The organism is Brevundimonas sp. (genome assembly GCF_016463485.1).
GTDB lineage: Bacteria > Pseudomonadota > Alphaproteobacteria > Caulobacterales > Caulobacteraceae > Brevundimonas.
The window spans coordinates 1-18,517 of sequence record NZ_JAEMRD010000058.1 but is presented as its reverse complement, the minus strand read 5'-3'; the positions used below and the strand labels follow the sequence as shown (position 1 = coordinate 18,517).

The window sequence follows — 18,517 nt, the reverse complement described above, 5'->3', positions numbered from 1 at the left end:
CCCCCAGGCCACGGCCTGGCGCGGCATCCAGCGCCGCATCCTGAAGCTGGCGGTCGACGCCGGCCGGCCCGAGGACGGCGTCGCCCTGGCCCGCGAACTGGCCATGACCACCTATCGCACCGCCGAGGAGTTCGGCGACCGCTTCGCCAGCGACGCCCCCACGTTCGCCGGCCAGGCCTATCCCGTCTGCGAATACCTGACGGCGCGGGGCAAGGCCTATCGCACCCACACCACGCCGTCGCGCTGGCTCAGCCTGTCGGACTCGATCGATCGCCATTCGGTCCTGCCGGAATCGATCACCACCCCGACCACCCTGGTCGGCTTCACCTCGGACCGGCTGGTGCCGATCGACGACATGCGCGAGCTCGCCGCCCGCCTGCCCACCCTCTGGCGTCTGGTCGAGGCCCCGTCCCTCTATGGCCACGACGCCTTTCTGCAGGAGGACGCCCTCGTCGGCGACATCCTCCGCACCGCTCTCAAGGACATCGACCAGTGACCCGCCCCTCGCGTACCGCAAAAGACATCCGCACCATCTGCGCCCGCTCCGGCGTGGATCAGGACCCAGCCCATGGCGCGGTCATGCCGCCGCTATATCTGTCGTCGAACTATTCCTTCGCCGGCTTCGATCAGAAGCGGAAATACGACTACAGCCGCTCGGGCAATCCCACGCGTGACGTGCTCGCCGACACCTTGGCCGAACTCGAGGGCGGCGCCGGATGCGTCGTGACCTCGACCGGCATGGCCGCGGTCGATCTGCCGCTGAACCTGCTGTCGCCCGGCGACCTGCTGATCGCGCCCCACGACTGCTACGGCGGCACCCACCGCCTGTTGTGTGCCCACGCGAAGAAGGGTCATTTCGAGGTTCTGTGGGTCGATCAGGGTGATCCCGTCGCGCTACAGGCCGCCTTCGCGCTGAACCCCAAGCTCGTGTTGGTCGAGACCCCGTCCAACCCCCTGCTACGCGTCGTCGACGTCGCCGACATCTGCGTCCGTGCCCATGCGGTCGGGGCCAAGGTGATCGCCGACAACACCTTCCTGTCGCCCGCCCTGCAACGCCCGATCGAGCTGGGCGCCGACATCGTGGTTCACTCCACGACCAAATACATCAATGGCCATTCCGACGTGGTGGGGGGCGCCGTGATCTGCGCCGATCCGGCCGACCACACCGAACTGGCCTGGTGGGCCAACTGCAAGGGTGTCACCGGGGGGGCCTTCGACGCCTATCTGACCATGCGCGGCATCCGCACCCTGTTCACCCGCATCGAGCGGCAACAGGAGACGGCCGGCCACGTCGCCGCCCTGCTGGAGGCCCATCCTGCGGTCAAGGCGGTCCACTATCCCGGCCTGAAATCCCACCCGAACCACGCCCTGGCCGCGCGCCAGCAACAGGGTCCGGGCGCCATGCTGTCGTTCGAACTGCACGGCGGCGTCGAGGCCGTCCGCACCCTGGTCGAGGATCTGGAGACCTTCACCCTGGCGGAATCACTGGGCGGGGTCGAAAGCCTGATCGCCCACCCGGCCACCATGACCCACGCCGCCATGACGCCCGAGGCCCGCGAGGTCGCCGGCATTACCGACGGCCTGCTGCGCCTGTCGGTCGGCCTCGAGCACCAGGACGACCTGATTGCCGACCTGATGAGGGCGCTGGATGCCGTCTCGGTAGAGCGGGCGGAGGCGGCCTGATCGTTCGACGGGGCGAGGGGCCTGGTGCAGGGTTCAGGCAACCAGCAAGGTAGCGGCGCCATGACCATCACCAACCCCTCCACACCCGCCGCCCGCCGCCGCGACCTGATCCTGAGAAGCCTCGGGTGGTCCACGATCGCGGCCCTGCTGCTGGCCCCGGCCATAGCGATGCAGATGGGCGCGGAGGGCGTTGTCTGGACCGCCGGCGACTTCGTCTTCGCAGGGATCATCCTGGTCGGGGCTGGCATCGTCTGCGAGCTGGTCGCCTGGCGTTCGGGCGACATGTTCTATCGCTCCGGTGCAGTGCTGGGGCTGTTTGCCTGCGTCGCCCTGGTCTGGGTCAACGGCGCGGTCGGCATCATCGGCAGCGAGGACGAGGCGGCCAACCTGCTTTACCTCGGCGTCATCGGCATCGCCCTGATCGGCGCGGTCATGGCCCGGTTCGAGGCCAGGGGCATGGTCCTGGCCATGATCGGCGCAGCCCTGGCCCAGGTCGTCGTCGCGGTCGCCGCCCTGATCGCCGGCTGGGGTTCGACCAGCGCGATCTATCCGCGCGACATCATCGGAACCACCGTCATCTTCGCCCTGATCTGGCTGCTGTCGGCCGCCCTGTTCCGTCAGGCGGGACGCAAGATCGCCTAGCTCTTCAACCGCCAGCCCGAGCGGAACACCAGCCAGCAGGCGCAGGCCATGACGACCGTCAGCACCGCGCTGGCCACCATCCCGATCCAGACCGAGCCCTCCGCCTGGCCGATGAAGCCCGAACGGAAGCCGTCGATCAGATAGAAGAAGGGGTTGAAGTGGCTGATGGTGGCGAAAGGCTCGGGCAGGTTCTCAACCAGGTAAAATGCGCCCGACAGGAAGGTCATCGGCATGACCACGAAATTCTGCACCGCAGCCAGCTGGTCAAACTTCTCGGCCCAGAGGCCTGCGAACACCCCGACCATCCCCATCAGCAGGGAGGCGACCAGGGCGAAGTAGACGATCAGCGCCACATTGGTGACGCCCAGCTTCGCGAACGGCATGACGCAGATGGCGGTGACCAGCCCGACCGCGATTCCCCGCGTCGCCGCCCCCAGCGAGAACCCGATGGTCAGCTCCAGCGGGCTGAGCGGCGGGGTCAGGAAATCGGTCGCCGTGCCCATGATCTTGGCCTGGATCAGGCTGGAGCTGGAGTTGGCGAAGGCGTTGTTCAGGATGGCCATCATGATGAGGCCAGGCGCCACGAACTCGGCGAAGGGCGTCCCGTGCAGCGGCGGCCGCGAGCCCTTCAGGGCCACCACGAAGACCAGCATGTAGAGCAGGGTCGTCACCACCGGTGCCGCCACCGTCTGGGCCCCGACCTTCCAGAAGCGGCGCACCTCGCGCAGATACAGCGTCTGCACCCCGATCCAGTTGATCCCGTCATAGCGACGCGGCGTGGGCAGTCCGGACGGGCGAGTCGAGGCGAGATCGGTCATGCCTGCGCAGATGCGGCCGGACGCGCCCGGATGCAAGGGTCGAACACAGTCGGAACGCTCATGCAGGATGTGGTTGTTCACCATCCTCCTCAACCCGACGTTGACGGCGCGGAACCATGATGGACACCGTCCCCGCCCCGTATGAGCCCTCCAATGCTGCTTCTGCGCCCGCTGATCCGCTACGCCGACTTCAGAGGGCGAGCCAGCCGGGGCGAATACTGGCTGTTCATGCTCTCTCAGGGTCTGATCTACGTCGGCTGCATCGTGTTGGCCGTCACGTCCCTCGCCGACGGTCCGCGCGGCGTTCTCGGCCTCGCTGGATGGCTGGGTTTCGCCCTGCTGCTGATGCTGGCCTTCACCCTGCCCAACTATGCGGTGCTGGCCCGGCGACTGCACGACAGCGGTCGGTCAGCGTTCTGGATGGCGCTGCTGCTGCCGACCTTTGCGACCAACCTGGCGACCTTCCGGGCCATGGGGACGGTGGCGACCCAGTCCCAGCTCACCGGCCTGGGCTCCCAGGACGCTATAGCCCAGGCCCTGGCCGGACCCTTCGCCAGCGTCGGCGCCATCGCCATCGTCGCCTCGATCTGCAGCATGGCCCTGTTTGTCCTGACACTGATGCCGGGGACTCAAGGTCCGAACCGCTTCGGCCCTGACCCCCGCGATCCCGATGCGAAGGCCCCGATGCGTTCGGCCGGAATCGACGACGACCGTCTGGAAGAGCTGTTCGCCCAGGCCAGGCGCGAGAGTCGTGGCGGCGAGGTCCCCTACAAACCCGTCTTCGACTTCGGACCCGGCCCGATCGCCGAGACGCCCGCGCCGCCCCCCCGCACCGTCGACTGGGGCCAGCCGGCCTCGCCCGCCTGGGATCCCGGCGTCGCGCCGAGCCGCCCCTTCGGCCGCCGGACCTAGGCTCCGGCGTCTGTCCGGACGAGGTTTGCGGCTGTCCGGACACGCCTTCGATTGCACAATGCGGCCCGGCGGCGATCCTGGCGCCCATGACCGATCAATCCCATACCGCCGCCCTGTCCTCGCCGCCCTTGCACCTGCAGCAAGGCCTATGGCGCGAGGGGTTCGAATTCGTCCGGACCATCGGACTGGCCCTTCTGGCCGCCGTGGCGATCCAGACCGTGCTGTTCCAGCCCTTCACCATTCCCTCGTCCTCGATGGAGCCGGGGCTGGTGACCGGCGACTACATCGTGGTTCGAAAGTTCGCCTATGGCTGGAGCCGGGCATCCCTGCCCTTCCATCCGCCGATCGGCTCGGGGCGACTGTTCGGGCGGAATCCGGCGCGCGGCGATGTGGTGGTGTTTCGCCTGCCCCGCGATCCGCAACAGACCTGGGTCAAGCGGGTCATAGGCCTGCCCGGCGACCGGATCCAGGTTCTGGGCGGGACCGTCTTCGTCAACGGCCGCGCCCTGCCCCAACGCGCCGAGGGCCTGACCCGCGATCACGACTCGCCCCTGCGCACGGTCCTGCAGGTCCGCGAGACCCAGCCGGACGGCCGGACCTGGGTCACCTATGACGGCGGCCCGGGCCAGCCTGGCGACGACACCGGCGAACATGTCGTTCCCGCCGGCCAGTATTTCATGATGGGCGACAACCGCGACAACTCGCTGGACAGCCGGTGGCCCAGCGAACTGGGGGTCGGCCTGCTCCCGGCGGAGAATATTGTCGGCAAGGCCGAGCTGGTCGTGGCCTCGTGGAAGCCGGGCGCAGCCCTGTGGAAGCCATGGACCTGGTTGAACCTTCAGCCGGGGCGGTTGTTGCGGCCTGTTCGATAGTGGTTGCCGCGTTCAATCGCCTTCCCGGTGGAGTCTGATCCGGACAGCGTGAGCCCGGTTGGCGGTCGCGGCGTCGAAAACAGACCGCCAAACCGCCAAGCCGCCATGTCGGTTCATTCAAAATCAGTGCCTTATGCCGTCCGCGCGTAGCAGGCCGCCAACATCCGCGAGATCAACGACGCGACACGACGCCGGAACGTTTCAAAGACCGTTTGATGGATGTGGTGGCACCAATGACCCGACGCAAGAGAAGAATAGGAATATTTGCCTTTTGGCCCATCGCATCTCGGCTGCTTCTGCAAACATCTCACGACGCCGCACGGCGATTGATCCTAGTTTCCCAAGCGTCGCAGCAGCCGTTTCATCGCCTGGAACAAGGCTCCGCCCGCAGCGAACCCAGCCGCCGCCAACAGAAACCAAAGGGGACTTCCATCACCCTGAACGCCGGGAAGGAAACTGGCCAGGAATGCCAGAAAGGAAAACACGGCCCCCAAGCCACCCAGAACAGCTGCCCATCCGAAGATGGCGCCCGACCCCCTCATCGGGCGCAAACGCACTTTGAGCTTCGAATGCGGATCTTCGTAGTTCGGTGCTGACATGGTCAGCGGGCAACGTACTCGACCGAGCTCAGAACGCCGTCGTGGTTGCGGTCCAGCGCATGAAAGGATTGATGCTCCGTCGCGGTCTGGGCCAGGGTCGGTGCGGCCACAGCGCCGAGGACGAGACCGGCGACTGCTGCAGCCACGGCCTGCCAGCCGCGCGTGCGCTGGCGGCGAAGGCGAGATGCGCCGGTCAGTTCGTCCTCAATGAACCCCCGCACCGCGTCCGACGCCGTCCGGCCCTCGGCCTGGCAGCGCGCCATGAAGGCGGTCTTGGTCTGATAGGGCAGGCGGACCTCGAGGGTCTCGCTCTTCTTGGGCGGGCGGGCGGTCATGGCGCGGCATCCTGTATGCGACCCACGGATCAAGCGCCGTTCGGAGCTGGATCGCCAGTGAAAAATCGGACAGGCACCGCCCGCGTTGGTTGAGCCCGTTACAGGCGACTGACAGGATGAGCCATGATCGCCATCCTCGCCGCCCTCCTTCTGGCCCAGTCGTCCGCCGCCCACGCCGAGCCGCGCGACGAGATCATCATCAGCATACAGGAGCCTCGGGCGGCCGATCCCTGGACCCAGACGGTGGAGGCGCGCTGCGGTCGCCGCAGGTTGACGATCTCGGGATATGGCCCCCGGCGTCCGCTCGGTCACATGCCCGAAGTCAGGATGGATGGACGCGCCGTCGAGGGCGAGGCGGCCGGTCGGCTGATCGAGGACCTTTCCTCCGGTTCGGCCGTCTACCGCTTTCAGATTCGATGCGGGCCCGTCGGCGACGACCAGAGCCTCGTGGTCAGCCGGGGCGAGCGCCGTCCGGACGGCGATGTGGTCTATCAGACGTCCAGCGCCCGTTTCGAGAACGGACGGCTGCGGTCCTATTCCGGTTTCGAAACCACGGACGCGGACGGCTTCTGGTTCCGCTGACCGCGCCCGGTCCGTTTCAGCCGTACAGGTCGCCCAGATAGACGCGCCGGACCTCGGGATCGTGGACGATCTCGTCCGCCGTGCCTTCGAACAACACCGCTCCGCCCGACATGATCGAGGCGCGGTCGATGATGTCCAGGGTCTCGCGGACGTTGTGGTCGGTGATCAGGACGCCGATCCCCTCATTGGCCAGATAGCGGATCACCTGGCGGATGTCGGCGATGGCCAGCGGGTCGATGCCGGCGAAGGGTTCGTCCAGCAGCATGAACGACGGCCGCCCCGCCAGCGACCGCGCGATCTCGACCCGCCGACGCTCGCCACCCGAAAGGCCCGACGCCGGGGCGTGGCGCAGGTGGTCGATATGCAGTTCTTCCAGCAGGCGGGTCGTCTCGGTGTCGATCCCCTTGCCGGTCTCGCGCAGTTCGACGACCGCCTTGACGTTCTGCTCGACCGTCATGCCGCGAAAGATCGAGGCCTCCTGCGCCAGATAGCCCAGACCCATCCGGGCGCGCTGGTACATCGGCTGGGCGGTGATGTCCTCGCCGTCCAGCCAGATCGAGCCCGAGTCGGCCGGGATCAGGCCGGTGATCATGTAGAAGCAGGTGGTCTTGCCGGCTCCGTTGGGCCCCAGCAGCCCCGCGACCTCGCCCCGCTGCACCGTCAGCGACACGTCGCGCACGACCTGACGCGCCCCGAAGGCCCGGGCGATATTGCGCACCTGCAACCCGCGCACGGGCGGGGCCGCCACCGGTGCGACGGCGGGGTCGTTGACGTTGAGAGCGGAGAGTTCCTTACGGGCCAAGGGCGCTACCGGACCGAAACGGCCTCAGTTCCCCTGCGGATAGAAGACGCCCTGGATCCGGCTGTTCGTGCCGCCGGCCATGTTCGCAGCGCCGGTGTCGATATTGTAGGTCAGCCGCCCGCCGGTCAGGACGTTCTTGCCCTGGGTCAGGATCACGTCGCCGGTGACCACGATGGTGGCGTCGGAGATGGTGTAGACGGCGCGATCGCCTCGAATCGATTCGGTGGGGGTGACGTAATAGACATTGCCCGAGGCGGTAACGGAGCTGAGGACGCCATCGCTGTTGCCGGCGCCGACGATTGAATCGGCACGCAGACGATTACCGCCCTGGGTGACTTCTGCGCGACCGGTCAACGAGAAGCTGCCGGCTCCCGTTATGCCGCCGTTGTCGGCACCGACACCGATCGGCTCGTTGCTGACAGCGCGCTGGGTCTGGGCTGCTGCGGCCGTCGCGAACGCCGCCACGGTGACGAGCAAGGCCAGCTTCGGGAAGAGTGTCTTGGGCATCGTATCGGTCATCCACCGGAGCGCGTCGTGTTGAACACGCCGCGAATCTTGTTGTCGCCAGAGCCGGCGAAGGTGATCCGCTCGCCCTGATCATAGATGGCATAGGACGAAGCCGAAATCGATCCAAGGGGCCCCTGGCCCTGGATGCCCTTCGATCCCGTGATGATCCCCGTCGCCGTATCGACCACCGCCTCGGGCGTGGTCAGCGTAAAGCCGGTGCCGCCGTCGGAAATCTTCACGTTCGGGCCGATGGTCACGGTCCGCTTCGCCTCGTCATAGATGCCGGCGTCGGCGGTCATCTCGGTCACCTTGCGGCCGCCCAGGTTCAGCTTCAGCGCCGGGCCGTTCAGACGGAAATGGCCGGTCGCCGGATCGCGCACCGCCCCTTGCGCTCCGATCATGAAGGACCGCCCCGCCGCGTCCTGGCCGTGGAACATGGGGTTGTCGAGCCGGACCTCGCGGCTCTGCGCGGCCTTGCGCTCGACGCCGGACATCACCGTCCGGAACACCGTCCAGGTCAAAGCCCCGCCCGCCAGGACCACGATCAGGATCGGCAGCAACCGACGATACAGCTGCACCCGCTTGGACCGCACACGCCACTTCGCCGCGGCCTCGGCCAGCCGCTGTTCGTCGGCGAGACGCCTCGCTTCGGCGGGATCGGTCCCGGACTGTGGAGGCGGCGTGTCGGTCATTACAGGTGCGCGAAGATGTCCATTTCTTCCCAGCCTTCAAGGTCCAGGCGCGACCGGGTCGGCAGGAAGTCGAAACAGGCACGGGCCAGTTCGGTCCGCCCCTCGCGTGCCAGCATCATGTCCAGCTTGGCCTTGACCGCATGCAGATACAGGACGTCCGACGCCGCATAGTCCAGCTGCGCCTGGGTCAGCACGTCCGCCCCCCAGTCCGAAGACTGCTGGGCCTTGGACAGGTCCACCCCGGCCAGTTCGCGCGTGACGTCCTTCAGCCCGTGCCGGTCGGTATAGGTCCGCGCCAGCTTGGACGCGATCTTGGTGCAATAGACCGGCCCCGTCTCGACCCCGAGATAGAGCTGCATCATGGCGATGTCGAACCGGCCGAAGTGGAAGATCTTGAGCACCCCCCGATCGGCCATCAGGGCCTTCAGGTTCGGACAGTCATAGGTCGGGCGACGCATCCGCACGACATGGGCGTCCCCGTCCCCGGCCGACAGCTGGACCACGCAAAGCGGATCGCGGTGATAGCGCAGCCCCATGGTCTCGGAATCGACGGCCACCTCCGGCCCCAGATCGAGGCCGGCGGGCAGGTCGCCTTCGTGGAAATATACGGTCATGGGCTGCTTCTAGACCAGCGGGGGGCGGGAGGCGAGGGCGGTGCGCGGAGGTGATTGGTGGTTGGTGATGGGTGGCTGCCCGATCAACGAGGGTCGAACGTCGTGACGCGCGGGCGAGGGGATCAGCAACCCCGAACCACTGGCCACCAGCCACCAAACAGACGCCAGAATCAAAAAGGGACGCTGCGTCGCCGCAACGTCCCTTTGAATTGGTGCCCAGGAAAGGACTCGAACCTTCACGACCTTTCGATCACTGGCACCTGAAGCCAGCGCGTCTACCAATTCCGCCACCTGGGCCCCGACTGAGACGCCCGCAAAGGCGTTTCGACCGGAAGGCGCGGACCCTTAAGGGAGGGATTGCGGTCGGTCAACAGGGGTTGAACGCGTTTGACGCGTTGCGGCCTATTCGTCGGTCGTCTATCTGCGGTTTCGATCTTCCAAGGAGCGTCCCATGTCCCTGCCCGGCCCCGGTCTGGTTACTGTTTTCGGCGGTTCGGGCTTCATCGGATCCCAGGTCGTCCGCGCCCTGGCCAAGGCCGGCTGGCGCGTGCGGGTGGCGGTCAGGAAACCCGGCATGGCCGGCGACCTGCGGGTGCTGGGCGATGTGGGTCAGGTCCAGCCCGTCCGCTGCGACGTGACCAAACCCGCTGACGTCGCCGCCGCCCTGAAAGGGGCTTCCGCCGCCGTCAACCTGATCGGCATCCTGTACGAGAGCGGCAAGCGTACCTTCGACCTGATGCACACCGAGGCCTCGCGCAACGTGGCCCAGGCCTGCGTTGACGGCGGAATCGCCCGGCTGGTCCAGATGTCGGCCATCGGCGCCGATGCCGGCTCCCCGTCCGACTATGCCCGGACCAAGGGTGAAGCCGAGGCCGTGGTGCGGGCGCTGGTGCCCGGCGCGGTCATACTGCGGCCCTCGATCGTGTTCGGGGCGGGCGACAACTTCCTGAACCAGTTCGGATCGATGGCCACCATGGCCCCGGCCCTGCCCCTGATCGGCGGCGGCCAGACGAAGTTCCAGCCGGTCCACGTCGCCGACGTCGCCGAGGCCGTAGCCCGCGCGGCCACCCGCGACGACACCGCCGGCCGCACGTTTGAGCTCGGCGGCCCGGCCGTCTGGTCGTTCAAGGACATCCTGCAATACATCCTGCGCGAGACCGGCCGCGACCGCCTGCTGGCCCCCCTGCCCTTCTTCGCGGCGAAGATGATTGGCGGCTTTGCCCAGATGACCACCCTGGTCGGCATCGCCCCGGTTCTGACCAAGGATCAGGTGATCATGCTGGAGACGGACAATGTCGTGGCCCCCGGCGCCGAGGGCCTGTCCGCCCTGGGGATCGAGCCCACCGGCCTGGAAGCCATCGCCCCCTCCTACCTCTGGCGCTACCGCAAGGGCGGCCAGTTCGCCGAAGGTCCGAAGGCGGAGCTGGTGGCGGCTTAACACCTTTTCCTCCCCGCGCCGCAGGCACGGGGAGGTGGCGCGGCGCTTCTTCAGCGCCGTGACGGAGGGGCTGTCAAATCAGATGCGGTGCGGGCTTTGACAGCCCCTCCACCGCTTCGCGGTCGATGGCTCCCCGTTCGCCAAGCGGCGACCGCGGAGGAAAGTAGATCTAAGCCGCGATCATCCGCTCCACCTCGTTCACCAGGTCGCGCAGATGAACCGGCTTGGACAGGACCTTGGCTTGCGGCGAGGCCTGGGCGGCGGACAGGGCGACGGCGGCGAAGCCGGTGATGAACATGATGCGCAGGCCGGGCATGCGGGCGGCGGCGACGCGCGCCACCTCGATCCCGTCGGCACCCGGCATGACGATGTCGGTCAGCAGCAGGTCGTAAGGGCCATGTTCCAGGGCGTCGATGGCGTCGTCGCCGTTCTCGCAGTCGACGACCTGATGGCCGGCGCGTTCCAGCGCCCGCGTCAGGAACCCGCGCAGCGAGGCGTCGTCTTCGGCCAGCAGAATTCGCGCCATTTCGTGCTTGTCCCCACGGACCTGACAGGGTCCCGATCCGCCACGCTAGGCGCGGAACGGTAAACCGGCGATGAAAAACACCGTTTGAGCGAGGCCGGGGCTGTGGAGGATGCGGGAAAACCGGCTATGCGTCGGCAATGACGCCGCCCGAGCGCCCCACCCTCCATCCTGCGTTCGAGATCGTGCCCGCGACGTCGCCGGGGCCGCTGGTCTTCGCCTCGCCCCATTCCGGCGTGATCCGGCCAGACGATCTCCGTGCGCGCCCTGATCTGCCCCAAGCCAGTCTGCGCAGCGCCGAGGACATCGGCGTCGATGCCCTGATCGCCTGCGGGCCGGCACACGGCGTACCCCTGATCCTGGGCCGCATCACCCGTGCCTATGTCGATCTGAACCGCGACCCTGACGAACTCGACCCCGGACTGATCGACGGGCTGGCGGATACAGGCGACCTCTCGGCCAAGACGGCGGCCGGGTTCGGCGTCATCCCCCGGCGATCCGGCGACGGCCTGGACCTCTATGACCGCCGCATGGCGCTGGAGGAGGCGACCGGACGGCTGGCGAACGTGCATCGTCCCTATCACGCCTCTCTCGCCGACCTGATGCTGGCGGCGAGATCGCGCCACGGCACCGCCATCCTGATCGACTGGCATTCCATGCCCTCGCGCGCGACCGGCGGCGGCACGCGCAGCCGGCCCGGGCTGGATGTCGTGCTGGGCGATCGCCACGGATCGTCATGCACAGCGCGGCTGACGCGGCGTCTGCGGGCCCTGTTCGAGGGGCTGGGCTGGCGGGTCGGGCTGAACCAGCCCTATGCCGGGGGTTGGTCCACCCAGAGCTGGGGCCGACCCGCAGAGGGGTTCCACGCCGTCCAGATCGAGCTGAACCGCGCCCTCTATCTGGACGAAGACCGCCTGGAACCCAGCGCCGATTTCGACCGCTGCCGTCGCGCCGTCGAACGGGTGATCGCGGCCCTCGCCGCTGACGACTGGACCGGCTGAGCGCGGGCAAAAAAAAGCCGCGCCCAGAAGGCGCGGCATGAAAAGTTTATAGGGAGGAAACGCCCAGGAAGGGCAAGACGCCGCGAGGCGTCGAAGATCAATCTAGGTTGCGATGCACAATGCGTCAAGCGCCATGTAATCACCGTTCATCACGGCTTGTTACGGCGATTACGGCACTGAGACGGCGTTTCCGGGGCATCGCGGACACGATTTATGCTCTGATCGCGGACGACCCGATGCTGCAACTGCGAAATAGGCGGGTTCAGAGCGATGAGTTCGCATCCAGCAGCCGCCGCGCAGTACGAATGGCCCGCGCCGCCGGGGAACCGGACTGGCGCCAGACCAGCAGGGTGAAGGCCGATATGACCCCAGCCGCCAGCCATACCGGGCCGAACAGCCATGCCGCCGCCGCCAGGGCGAAATAATAGCCCCGCACCCCCTGGCTGAAGGCGGCCAGCGCCGGGTTCAGCACCTGGGCCGTCGCCTCGCCGAACGCCGCATGGGCCGCCTCGCCGTTGATCTCGGGCGCGGCGCCGATCAGGGCCAGGGTGTAGTTCATCTGGCGGATCGACCAGATGAAATCCAGCAACCCCCGCGACAGACAGGCCAGCACCAGCGCCAGCTTGGCCTCCAGCAAGGGGATCGGCACGGCCTCGGCCCCGACCGAGGCGAAACTCTTCAGCGCGCTCTCGCCGCCGAACAAGATGCCGCCCACGGCCGCGATCAGCAGCAGGTTGGACGAGGCGAAGAAGGATCCCGAATTGATCGAATGGCCCAGCAGCTGGCTGTCCAGCAGCCGTATCTCGCGCCGGGTCATCGCCGTCATCCAGGCGTGCCGGATGGTCAGCATGTCCTCGTTCAGCGCGCCCGACCGCCGGGCGAGCAGCTTCAGCATCGGATCATAGCCCAGCCAGCACATGAAAAAGAGCGCCAGCGCGGACCAGTCGAAGGGGGTCATGAGAGGTCGCCGTCAGTGTTCGTCCGCATTCTAGCATGACCCGTCCCGGGGAGCAGGCAACAGGCTACGGACAAGAGGCAACAGAAAGTGAGGCGCAAGGTCGCGGTGAGGCACACCGGCTGTCTGCTGCCTGTTGCCTGCCACCCGTTGCCTGCTAACTACCCCCATGTCCGCCCCCGAAACCCCGGCCGAAATCTTCAAGCGCGCGCTGGCCCATGCGGCCCGCGCCCTGGCCGAGCAATCCGAGCTGGAGGTCGCCTTCGGATCGGACGGGCCCAAGCTGGCGAACGGCGTCCTGACCCTGCCCCACCCGTCGCGCGATCCGTCGGGGCCCGAGAGCGCGGCGCTGCGCGGACAGGCCGACCGGTTGGCCCTGCGCCTGGCCAATCACGACGATGCGGTCCACGCCCGGCTGCGCCCCGTCGACAGCCGCGCCGCCGAGGTGTTCGAGGCGGTCGAACAGGCGCGCGTCGAGGCGGTCGGATCGACGTCGCTCGCCGGCGTTCGCGCCAACATGAATGCGGCCCTGCTGACCCGGCTGGACCGGATGGGGGCCCTGCGCGCCGAGGCCGATCGCGTGCCCGTCGCCGAGACCCTGGCCCTGCTGGTCCGCGAGCGATTGACCGGCCAGCGTCCGCCCGACGGCGCCGGCACCCTGCTCGACAAGGTCCGGCCAGAGCTGGAGGCCAAGGCGGGCGAGCAGATCGACCGGCTGGTCGCCACCGCCGACGACCAGGCCGCCTTCGGTCAGGCGATGAAGGACGTGCTGCGCGCGCTGGATCTCGACCCCGGCGACGGCCGCGGCGACGAGGCCAATGACGAACAGGGCGAGGACGAACCCGACCCCGCCGATCCCGACACCTCCGACGATCAGGAGGAGGAGGACGAAGGCGGCGGCGAGGGCGGCCAGTCGATGGAGGGCTCCTCCGACGATCAGACGGCCGAAGAGGAACGCGACAGCCGCCCTGACGGTGCCCCCGCCGAGATGGACGGTGACCAGTCCGACGACGGGCCGGAGATGTCCGAAGGCGACCTGCCCAACCGCCAACAGACCGCCGACGACGGGAAGGCCATCGACGCCTATCGCGTCTTCACCACCCAGTTCGACGAGACCATCGACGCCTCGGACCTGTGCGATCCGAACGAGCTTGAACGGCTGCGGTCCCTGCTGGACCAGCAGCTGACGGCCCTGTCCTCGATCGTGTCGCGCCTGGCCAACAAGTTGCAGCGCCGCCTGATGGCCCAGCAGAACCGCACCTGGACCTTCGATCTGGAGGAGGGGATGCTGGACACCGCCCGCCTGACCCGGATCATCACCGACCCGACCGCCCCCCTGTCCTTCAAGGCCGAGAGCGAGAGCCCGTTCCGCGACACGGTCGTCACCCTGTTGCTCGACAACTCGGGCTCTATGCGCGGGCGGCCGATCATGGTCGCCGCCGTCTGTGCCGACATCCTGGCGCGGACGCTGGAGCGGTGCGGGGTCAAGGTCGAGATCCTGGGCTTCACCACCCGCGCCTGGAAGGGCGGCCAGTCGCGCGAGGCCTGGATCACCGCCGGCAAGCCCGCCATGCCCGGCCGTCTGAACGACCTGCGCCACATCATCTACAAGTCCGCCGACGCACCCTGGCGCCGCGCCAAGAAAAACCTCGGCCTGATGATGCGCGAAGGCCTGCTGAAGGAAAACATCGACGGCGAGGCCCTGACCTGGGCCCACGACCGGCTGGTCGCCCGGACAGAGGCGCGGCGCATCCTGATGGTCATCTCCGACGGCTCGCCGGTCGACGATTCGACCCAGTCGGCCAATGCGGCCCTGTATCTTGACAAGCATCTGCGTCAGGTCATCGAGCGGATCGAGACCCAGAGCCCGGTCGAACTGCTGGCTATCGGCATCGGCCATGACGTGACCCGCTGGTACCGCCGTGCCGTCACCATCGTGGATGTCGAACAACTGGCCGGGGTCATGGTCGAGAAACTGGCCGAACTGTTCGAGGTCGAGCCCAAGGCCGTCACCCGCAAGGGTCGCGCGCCCACTCGAGCGCCGCAGCGCCGCGCCGCGTGACGACGGACAGCTTGAAGATGGGGTTCCGCAGCCTCGCCGCAGCCGGTCTGATCGCCTTGGCCGCCTGTGCCGGGGTCGCTACGACGGTGCCGCGCGATCCGGGAGACGCCGGTCATCCGATCCGGCTGGACGCCCGCCGCGTCCCGCTCGGCGTCGGCGGGGCGGACCTCGCCCCCGGCGTGACCTGGGCCGGTGGCCTGTCCCTGCACGGTGCCAATATTCACGGCCTGTCGGACCTCAAGCTGGACGGCGATCGGGCCTGGAGCGTCTCGGATTTCGGCAGCCTGATCCGGTTCACGATCCGGCTCGACCGCGCGGGTCGTCTGGTCGGCGCGGGCGGGGCGACCAGCCGTCGCCTGACCGGCCCGGACGGCGCAGTCCTCCAGCCCAAGGCCGCCGCCGACGCCGAGGGGATCGCCCTGCTAGCCGCCGGCGTCGCCATCAGCTTCGAGCGCGACCACCGCATCTGGTCCTACGGTCCGCGCGGGACCGGTCTGCCTATTCCGCTCCGCCGCCCCGACGCCGCCTTCGGGGACAATGAGGGGATGGAAGGTCTGGCGGCCGCGCCCGGCGGCTGGCTGGCCATGGGCGAGGCGGGCGGTGCCTGGACCTGCGATCCCGATGCCTGCACCGCCCTGCCCCGCGCGCCCACCGCCTTCGCCGACGGCTACAGGGTCACCGGCGCCGACATCGATCCGAACGGCGGATGGTTCGTCGTCGAGCGCCTGTACACCCCGCCGCTGGACATGCGCGCCCGCGTCCGCCGCATGGCTCCGGACGGAACCCTGGGCCCCGTGCTGATCGCCCTGCGACCTCCCGCCTCGGTCGACAATATGGAGGGGATCGCCGCCGTGCGGACCGCGCGGGGAACGCGCCTCTATCTGCTCAGCGACGACAACGCCAACCCGCTGGAAAAGACACTGCTGCTGGCCTTCGACATCGCCGACTGACGGACGTCAGCCGGCCGGTGGCGTCCGCGCCCCTTGCATCCGGCGCAGCATCTCGGCCGCCTCGCGCCGTTCGGCATCGGTCTGGACCGCGTTGCGACAGCTGCGGACCGGGAAACGGGTGCCGGTCACCTGGATGTTCCGACAGATCTGGCGCTGGCGGACCGGCTCCTCCGGCGGGGTCGCATCGACCGGAACCGGCGCGACCTGGACCGGCACCTCGGCGGGGACGGCCGTTTCGCGCGCGTCCGACGATCCGGCGGGCGAGGTCTGCTGGCCGGACAGGCCGACGATGAGGGCAAGGGCGGTCAGAATCACGCAACGGCTCCGGCACAAGCAAGATCAAGAGACAGGCATTCCCGCCACGCCGGAGGCTGCAAGCGTGGCGGGGCTGAACGGATCAGTCCTCGGGATAGATGGTCACCGTCCGGCAGCGCCGAACGGGGAACCGCGACCCGGAAACCTCGACATAGCGGCAGACCTGGCGCGTCGGCAGCGGGGCCTCCTCGACGAACTCGGGCTCGGCCACGGGCTCCTCGACGACGACGGGCGCAGGCGCGGGGGCAGGCTGGGAAACCGGGGCCGGGGCCGAAATCGGCTGCACGTCCGGCCCCTTGGCCTGAAGCGTCGCGACCAGGGCGATAAGGGCAAACATCATCGAGGATCACTCCCGCCGGGGTTGGAAAGACCTCATGATGCCTCAGGCGTTCGCAACTGCAACAAAAATATTGCGGATGCTCAGTGAACGTTGGTTACACCCGTTCGCTGATCCTGATCGCCGCCCGGCACCCGGTTCGGATCACGGCGCTCAGCAGCCGGTATCCCGGTGCCTCGCGCGCGCCCTGTTCGACGGCATGGTCGTGATGTTCGACCTCCTCGTCGCGAAACGCGGTCAGTTCGGCGGCGAGCGCCGGGTCGCGACCTTCGACCTCGGCGATCTGCTCGGCATAATGTTCGGCGATGACGCTCTCGACGGCTTCGGTACAGGCGTGGGCGGCCTTCTCGCCCATCAGGGCCGTGCCGACCCCCAGGGCCTGGGCCGCCAGCCGCCAGGCCGGCAGCAGGGCCGTCGGCCGCACCCGCCCCTCGTTCAGCAGGGTCTCGAATCGCGCCAGATGCACCGCCTCCTGGCCCTGCATCCGCTCCATGTCGGCAGCGAGGTCCGTCCGGCCTCCGGCGCGGAACACCGCAGCCTGGGCGCGATAGATCTGCACCGCGCCATATTCTCCGGCATGATCGACCCTCAGGATCTCGGCCGTCCGCGCACGCGTCGATCCCCGTCCCGGTCGGGCCAGGGGAATGCGGCGGGGATCGGTCTCAGGGCTTGGGGGCACGCGCATCCTTGGGACGTTTGGCGGCCAGCAGGCTGAAGATGGCCAGGCCGGACGAAATCAGGAAATTCCAGCTTGCCATGCTCAACCCCAGGAAGCGCCACGTCACGGCGTCGCACATGACCACGCGCGGAGCCTCGCCTCCGCCGAACGCCAGCGCCGTCAGCCCCTCCAGATCGACGTCCTTGGCGGCCATGCAGGTCGCCGGCAGGCTCCACCACTTCATCTCGCCGCCGGAATGGAAGCCGGCGGTGATGGCCCCGGTCGCGAACACGGCGAACAACAGGAAGGCCGCGATCCGGGGCGTGCCGCGCGACGCCCGGCTGATGACGGCCCACAGCGTCGCGATCAGCGAAATCGTCACCGCGCCCCAGAACACCTCGCGCTGCTTGAGGCACAGGTTGCACGGCGACAGGCCCAGGAACCGCTCCGACGCATGGGCGGCACCCAGCATGGCCAGCGAAATCGCCAGGGCGAAGGCGGTCCACCACCGCGTCAGAAGTCGATAGATCCCGATCATTACCCGACAGTCCTACTGTACGCCGCCGCATCCGCCAATGCGCGGCGCAGGCGTCAGTGCGGGATAAGCTTGACCGCAGCGAAGGCGGCGACCAGCACGGCGATGCCGATGACGGTGAACAGGGCCAGCCGCTTCTCGACCATCTCCAGCATCGCCGGCCCCCAGGTCTTGAGCACGAAGGCCACCAGGAAGAACCGCAGGCCTCGCGTGATGACGCACAGGGCGATGAACAACGGCAGGCTGAAGCTGAAGATGCCGGCGGCGATGGTGATCAGCTTGAACGGTATGGGCGTCAGCCCCTTGATCAGGATCACCCAGGCGCCGTGTTGCTGGAACAGGGCCTTGGACGCCTCGAAGGTGTCGGCCTTGCCCATCACGGCCAGCAGCCACATCCCGACCGGCTCCAGGAAGAACCCGATGGCATAGCCCAGCAGCCCCCCAAGCACCGATGCCGCCGTACAGACCGCCGCATACCGATAGGCCCGGTCCGGCCGCGACAGCACCATGGGGGCCAGCATCACGTCCGGCGGGATGGGAAAGAACGAGCTCTCGGCGAATGAGACGACGGCCAGCGCCTTTTCCGCATAGGGCTTGCGCGCCTGCTCGAAGACCCAGTCGTACAGTTTGCGCAGCATGGGCGTTTCCTAAGGTCGAGCCCTGCCCTACCAACCCACCCCTTAAC

At 68.1% G+C, this 18,517-nt stretch carries 22 protein-coding genes, 1 tRNA gene and 1 pseudogene; 10 read left to right on the top strand and 14 right to left on the bottom strand.

Annotation, left to right across the window (positions count from 1 at the left end; translation table 11 throughout):
• From JHC99_RS10120 to JHC99_RS10110, 3 genes and pseudogenes are all read left to right on the top strand, one after another.
• Positions 1–496, top strand: a pseudogene (locus tag JHC99_RS10120) (alpha/beta fold hydrolase); the annotation flags it as partial.
• Positions 493–1,683, top strand: coding sequence for a cystathionine gamma-synthase (gene metB / locus JHC99_RS10115; protein WP_292153879.1), 1,191 nt, complete (start codon positions 493–495; stop codon positions 1,681–1,683). The pseudogene JHC99_RS10120 and the gene metB, both read left to right, overlap by 4 nt.
• Positions 1,684–1,743: 60 nt before the next feature.
• Entirely contained in the window at positions 1,744–2,325 is a 582-nt protein-coding gene (locus JHC99_RS10110; protein ID WP_292153875.1) for a hypothetical protein, read from the top strand.
• Here JHC99_RS10110 and JHC99_RS10105 read toward each other — a convergent pair.
• Complete coding sequence (locus tag JHC99_RS10105) at positions 2,322–3,143, bottom strand: ABC transporter permease (RefSeq protein ID WP_292153882.1); 822 nt, start codon at positions 3,141–3,143, stop codon at positions 2,322–2,324. The two genes, JHC99_RS10110 and JHC99_RS10105, sit on opposite strands and share 4 nt — an antisense overlap.
• Before the next feature lie 153 nt (positions 3,144–3,296).
• Here JHC99_RS10105 and JHC99_RS10100 point away from each other — a divergent pair, with 153 nt between their 5' ends.
• Both JHC99_RS10100 and lepB read left to right on the top strand, forming a co-directional pair.
• The gene (locus tag JHC99_RS10100; protein ID WP_292153874.1) at positions 3,297–4,055 is read left to right on the top strand and encodes a DUF805 domain-containing protein; all 759 of its coding nucleotides are present in this window, start codon (positions 3,297–3,299) and stop codon (positions 4,053–4,055) included.
• Positions 4,056–4,141: 86 nt separating this feature from the next.
• Positions 4,142–4,927, top strand: coding sequence for a signal peptidase I (lepB, locus tag JHC99_RS10095; RefSeq protein ID WP_292153872.1), 786 nt, complete (start codon positions 4,142–4,144; stop codon positions 4,925–4,927).
• Between the two features lie 601 nt (positions 4,928–5,528).
• Here the strand turns inward: lepB and JHC99_RS10090 are convergent.
• Positions 5,529–5,861, bottom strand: a complete 333-nt coding sequence (locus JHC99_RS10090) for a DUF2613 family protein (protein WP_292153870.1) — start codon at positions 5,859–5,861, stop codon at positions 5,529–5,531.
• A 123-nt stretch (positions 5,862–5,984) separates the two neighbouring features.
• On the opposite strand from JHC99_RS10090, the gene JHC99_RS10085 reads away from it, so the two are divergent.
• Positions 5,985–6,443: a hypothetical protein gene (locus tag JHC99_RS10085; RefSeq protein WP_292153868.1), complete on the top strand. Its 459-nt coding sequence runs from the start codon at positions 5,985–5,987 to the stop codon at positions 6,441–6,443.
• Positions 6,444–6,459: 16 nt separating this feature from the next.
• Here the strand turns inward: JHC99_RS10085 and lptB are convergent, their stop codons facing one another.
• The 5 genes from lptB to JHC99_RS10060 form a co-directional block, all read right to left on the bottom strand.
• Positions 6,460–7,245 carry an LPS export ABC transporter ATP-binding protein gene (lptB, locus tag JHC99_RS10080; RefSeq protein WP_292153866.1) on the bottom strand — a complete coding sequence of 262 codons (786 nt, stop codon included), beginning with the start codon at positions 7,243–7,245 and terminating at the stop codon, positions 6,460–6,462.
• 24 nt (positions 7,246–7,269) lie between these two features.
• Positions 7,270–7,752, bottom strand: a complete 483-nt coding sequence (locus JHC99_RS10075; protein WP_292153864.1) for an LptA/OstA family protein — start codon at positions 7,750–7,752, stop codon at positions 7,270–7,272.
• 8 nt (positions 7,753–7,760) lie between these two features.
• Positions 7,761–8,444: an LPS export ABC transporter periplasmic protein LptC gene (gene lptC, locus JHC99_RS10070; protein ID WP_292153862.1), complete on the bottom strand. Its 684-nt coding sequence runs from the start codon at positions 8,442–8,444 to the stop codon at positions 7,761–7,763.
• Complete coding sequence (locus JHC99_RS10065) at positions 8,444–9,058, bottom strand: ribonuclease D (RefSeq protein ID WP_292153860.1); 615 nt, start codon at positions 9,056–9,058, stop codon at positions 8,444–8,446. The genes lptC and JHC99_RS10065 overlap by 1 nt, the downstream gene beginning before the upstream one ends.
• Positions 9,059–9,268: 210 nt before the next feature.
• Positions 9,269–9,355, bottom strand: a tRNA-Leu gene (locus tag JHC99_RS10060).
• Positions 9,356–9,509: 154 nt separating this feature from the next.
• Here JHC99_RS10060 and JHC99_RS10055 point away from each other — a divergent pair.
• On the top strand, positions 9,510–10,496 hold the full coding sequence (locus tag JHC99_RS10055; RefSeq protein ID WP_292153859.1) for a complex I NDUFA9 subunit family protein: 987 nt from the start codon (positions 9,510–9,512) through the stop codon (positions 10,494–10,496).
• A gap of 169 nt (positions 10,497–10,665) precedes the next feature.
• Here the strand turns inward: JHC99_RS10055 and cpdR are convergent, their stop codons facing one another.
• Entirely contained in the window at positions 10,666–11,022 is a 357-nt protein-coding gene (cpdR, locus tag JHC99_RS10050) for a cell cycle two-component system response regulator CpdR (protein ID WP_271146530.1), read from the bottom strand.
• A gap of 137 nt (positions 11,023–11,159) precedes the next feature.
• Here cpdR and JHC99_RS10045 point away from each other — a divergent pair, with 137 nt between their 5' ends.
• Complete coding sequence (locus JHC99_RS10045) at positions 11,160–12,020, top strand: N-formylglutamate amidohydrolase (RefSeq protein ID WP_292153856.1); 861 nt, start codon at positions 11,160–11,162, stop codon at positions 12,018–12,020.
• 262 nt (positions 12,021–12,282) lie between these two features.
• Here the strand turns inward: JHC99_RS10045 and JHC99_RS10040 are convergent, their stop codons facing one another.
• A complete protein-coding gene (locus JHC99_RS10040; protein WP_292153854.1) occupies positions 12,283–12,978 on the bottom strand; it encodes a DUF599 family protein in 696 nt (231 codons plus the stop codon).
• Positions 12,979–13,144: 166 nt separating this feature from the next.
• Between JHC99_RS10040 and cobT the strand changes: the two genes are divergently transcribed.
• Positions 13,145–15,037, top strand: a complete 1,893-nt coding sequence (cobT, locus tag JHC99_RS10035; RefSeq protein ID WP_292153852.1) for a cobaltochelatase subunit CobT — start codon at positions 13,145–13,147, stop codon at positions 15,035–15,037.
• A gap of 17 nt (positions 15,038–15,054) precedes the next feature.
• Positions 15,055–15,987, top strand: coding sequence for an esterase-like activity of phytase family protein (locus tag JHC99_RS10030; protein WP_292153850.1), 933 nt, complete (start codon positions 15,055–15,057; stop codon positions 15,985–15,987).
• A 6-nt stretch (positions 15,988–15,993) separates the two neighbouring features.
• On the opposite strand, the gene JHC99_RS10025 is transcribed toward JHC99_RS10030, so the two are convergent.
• From JHC99_RS10025 to JHC99_RS10005, 5 genes are all read right to left on the bottom strand, one after another.
• The gene (locus JHC99_RS10025) at positions 15,994–16,302 is read right to left on the bottom strand and encodes a hypothetical protein (protein ID WP_292153849.1); all 309 of its coding nucleotides are present in this window, start codon (positions 16,300–16,302) and stop codon (positions 15,994–15,996) included.
• Positions 16,303–16,384: 82 nt separating this feature from the next.
• Positions 16,385–16,642, bottom strand: coding sequence for a hypothetical protein (locus tag JHC99_RS10020; protein WP_292153847.1), 258 nt, complete (start codon positions 16,640–16,642; stop codon positions 16,385–16,387).
• 94 nt (positions 16,643–16,736) lie between these two features.
• Positions 16,737–17,318 carry a demethoxyubiquinone hydroxylase family protein gene (locus tag JHC99_RS10015; protein ID WP_292153845.1) on the bottom strand — a complete coding sequence of 194 codons (582 nt, stop codon included), beginning with the start codon at positions 17,316–17,318 and terminating at the stop codon, positions 16,737–16,739.
• Entirely contained in the window at positions 17,302–17,835 is a 534-nt protein-coding gene (locus JHC99_RS10010) for a disulfide bond formation protein B (RefSeq protein WP_292153844.1), read from the bottom strand. The genes JHC99_RS10015 and JHC99_RS10010 overlap by 17 nt, the downstream gene beginning before the upstream one ends.
• 53 nt (positions 17,836–17,888) lie before the next feature.
• Complete coding sequence (locus JHC99_RS10005) at positions 17,889–18,470, bottom strand: YqaA family protein (protein ID WP_292153842.1); 582 nt, start codon at positions 18,468–18,470, stop codon at positions 17,889–17,891.
• Positions 18,471–18,517 lie beyond the last annotated feature (47 nt).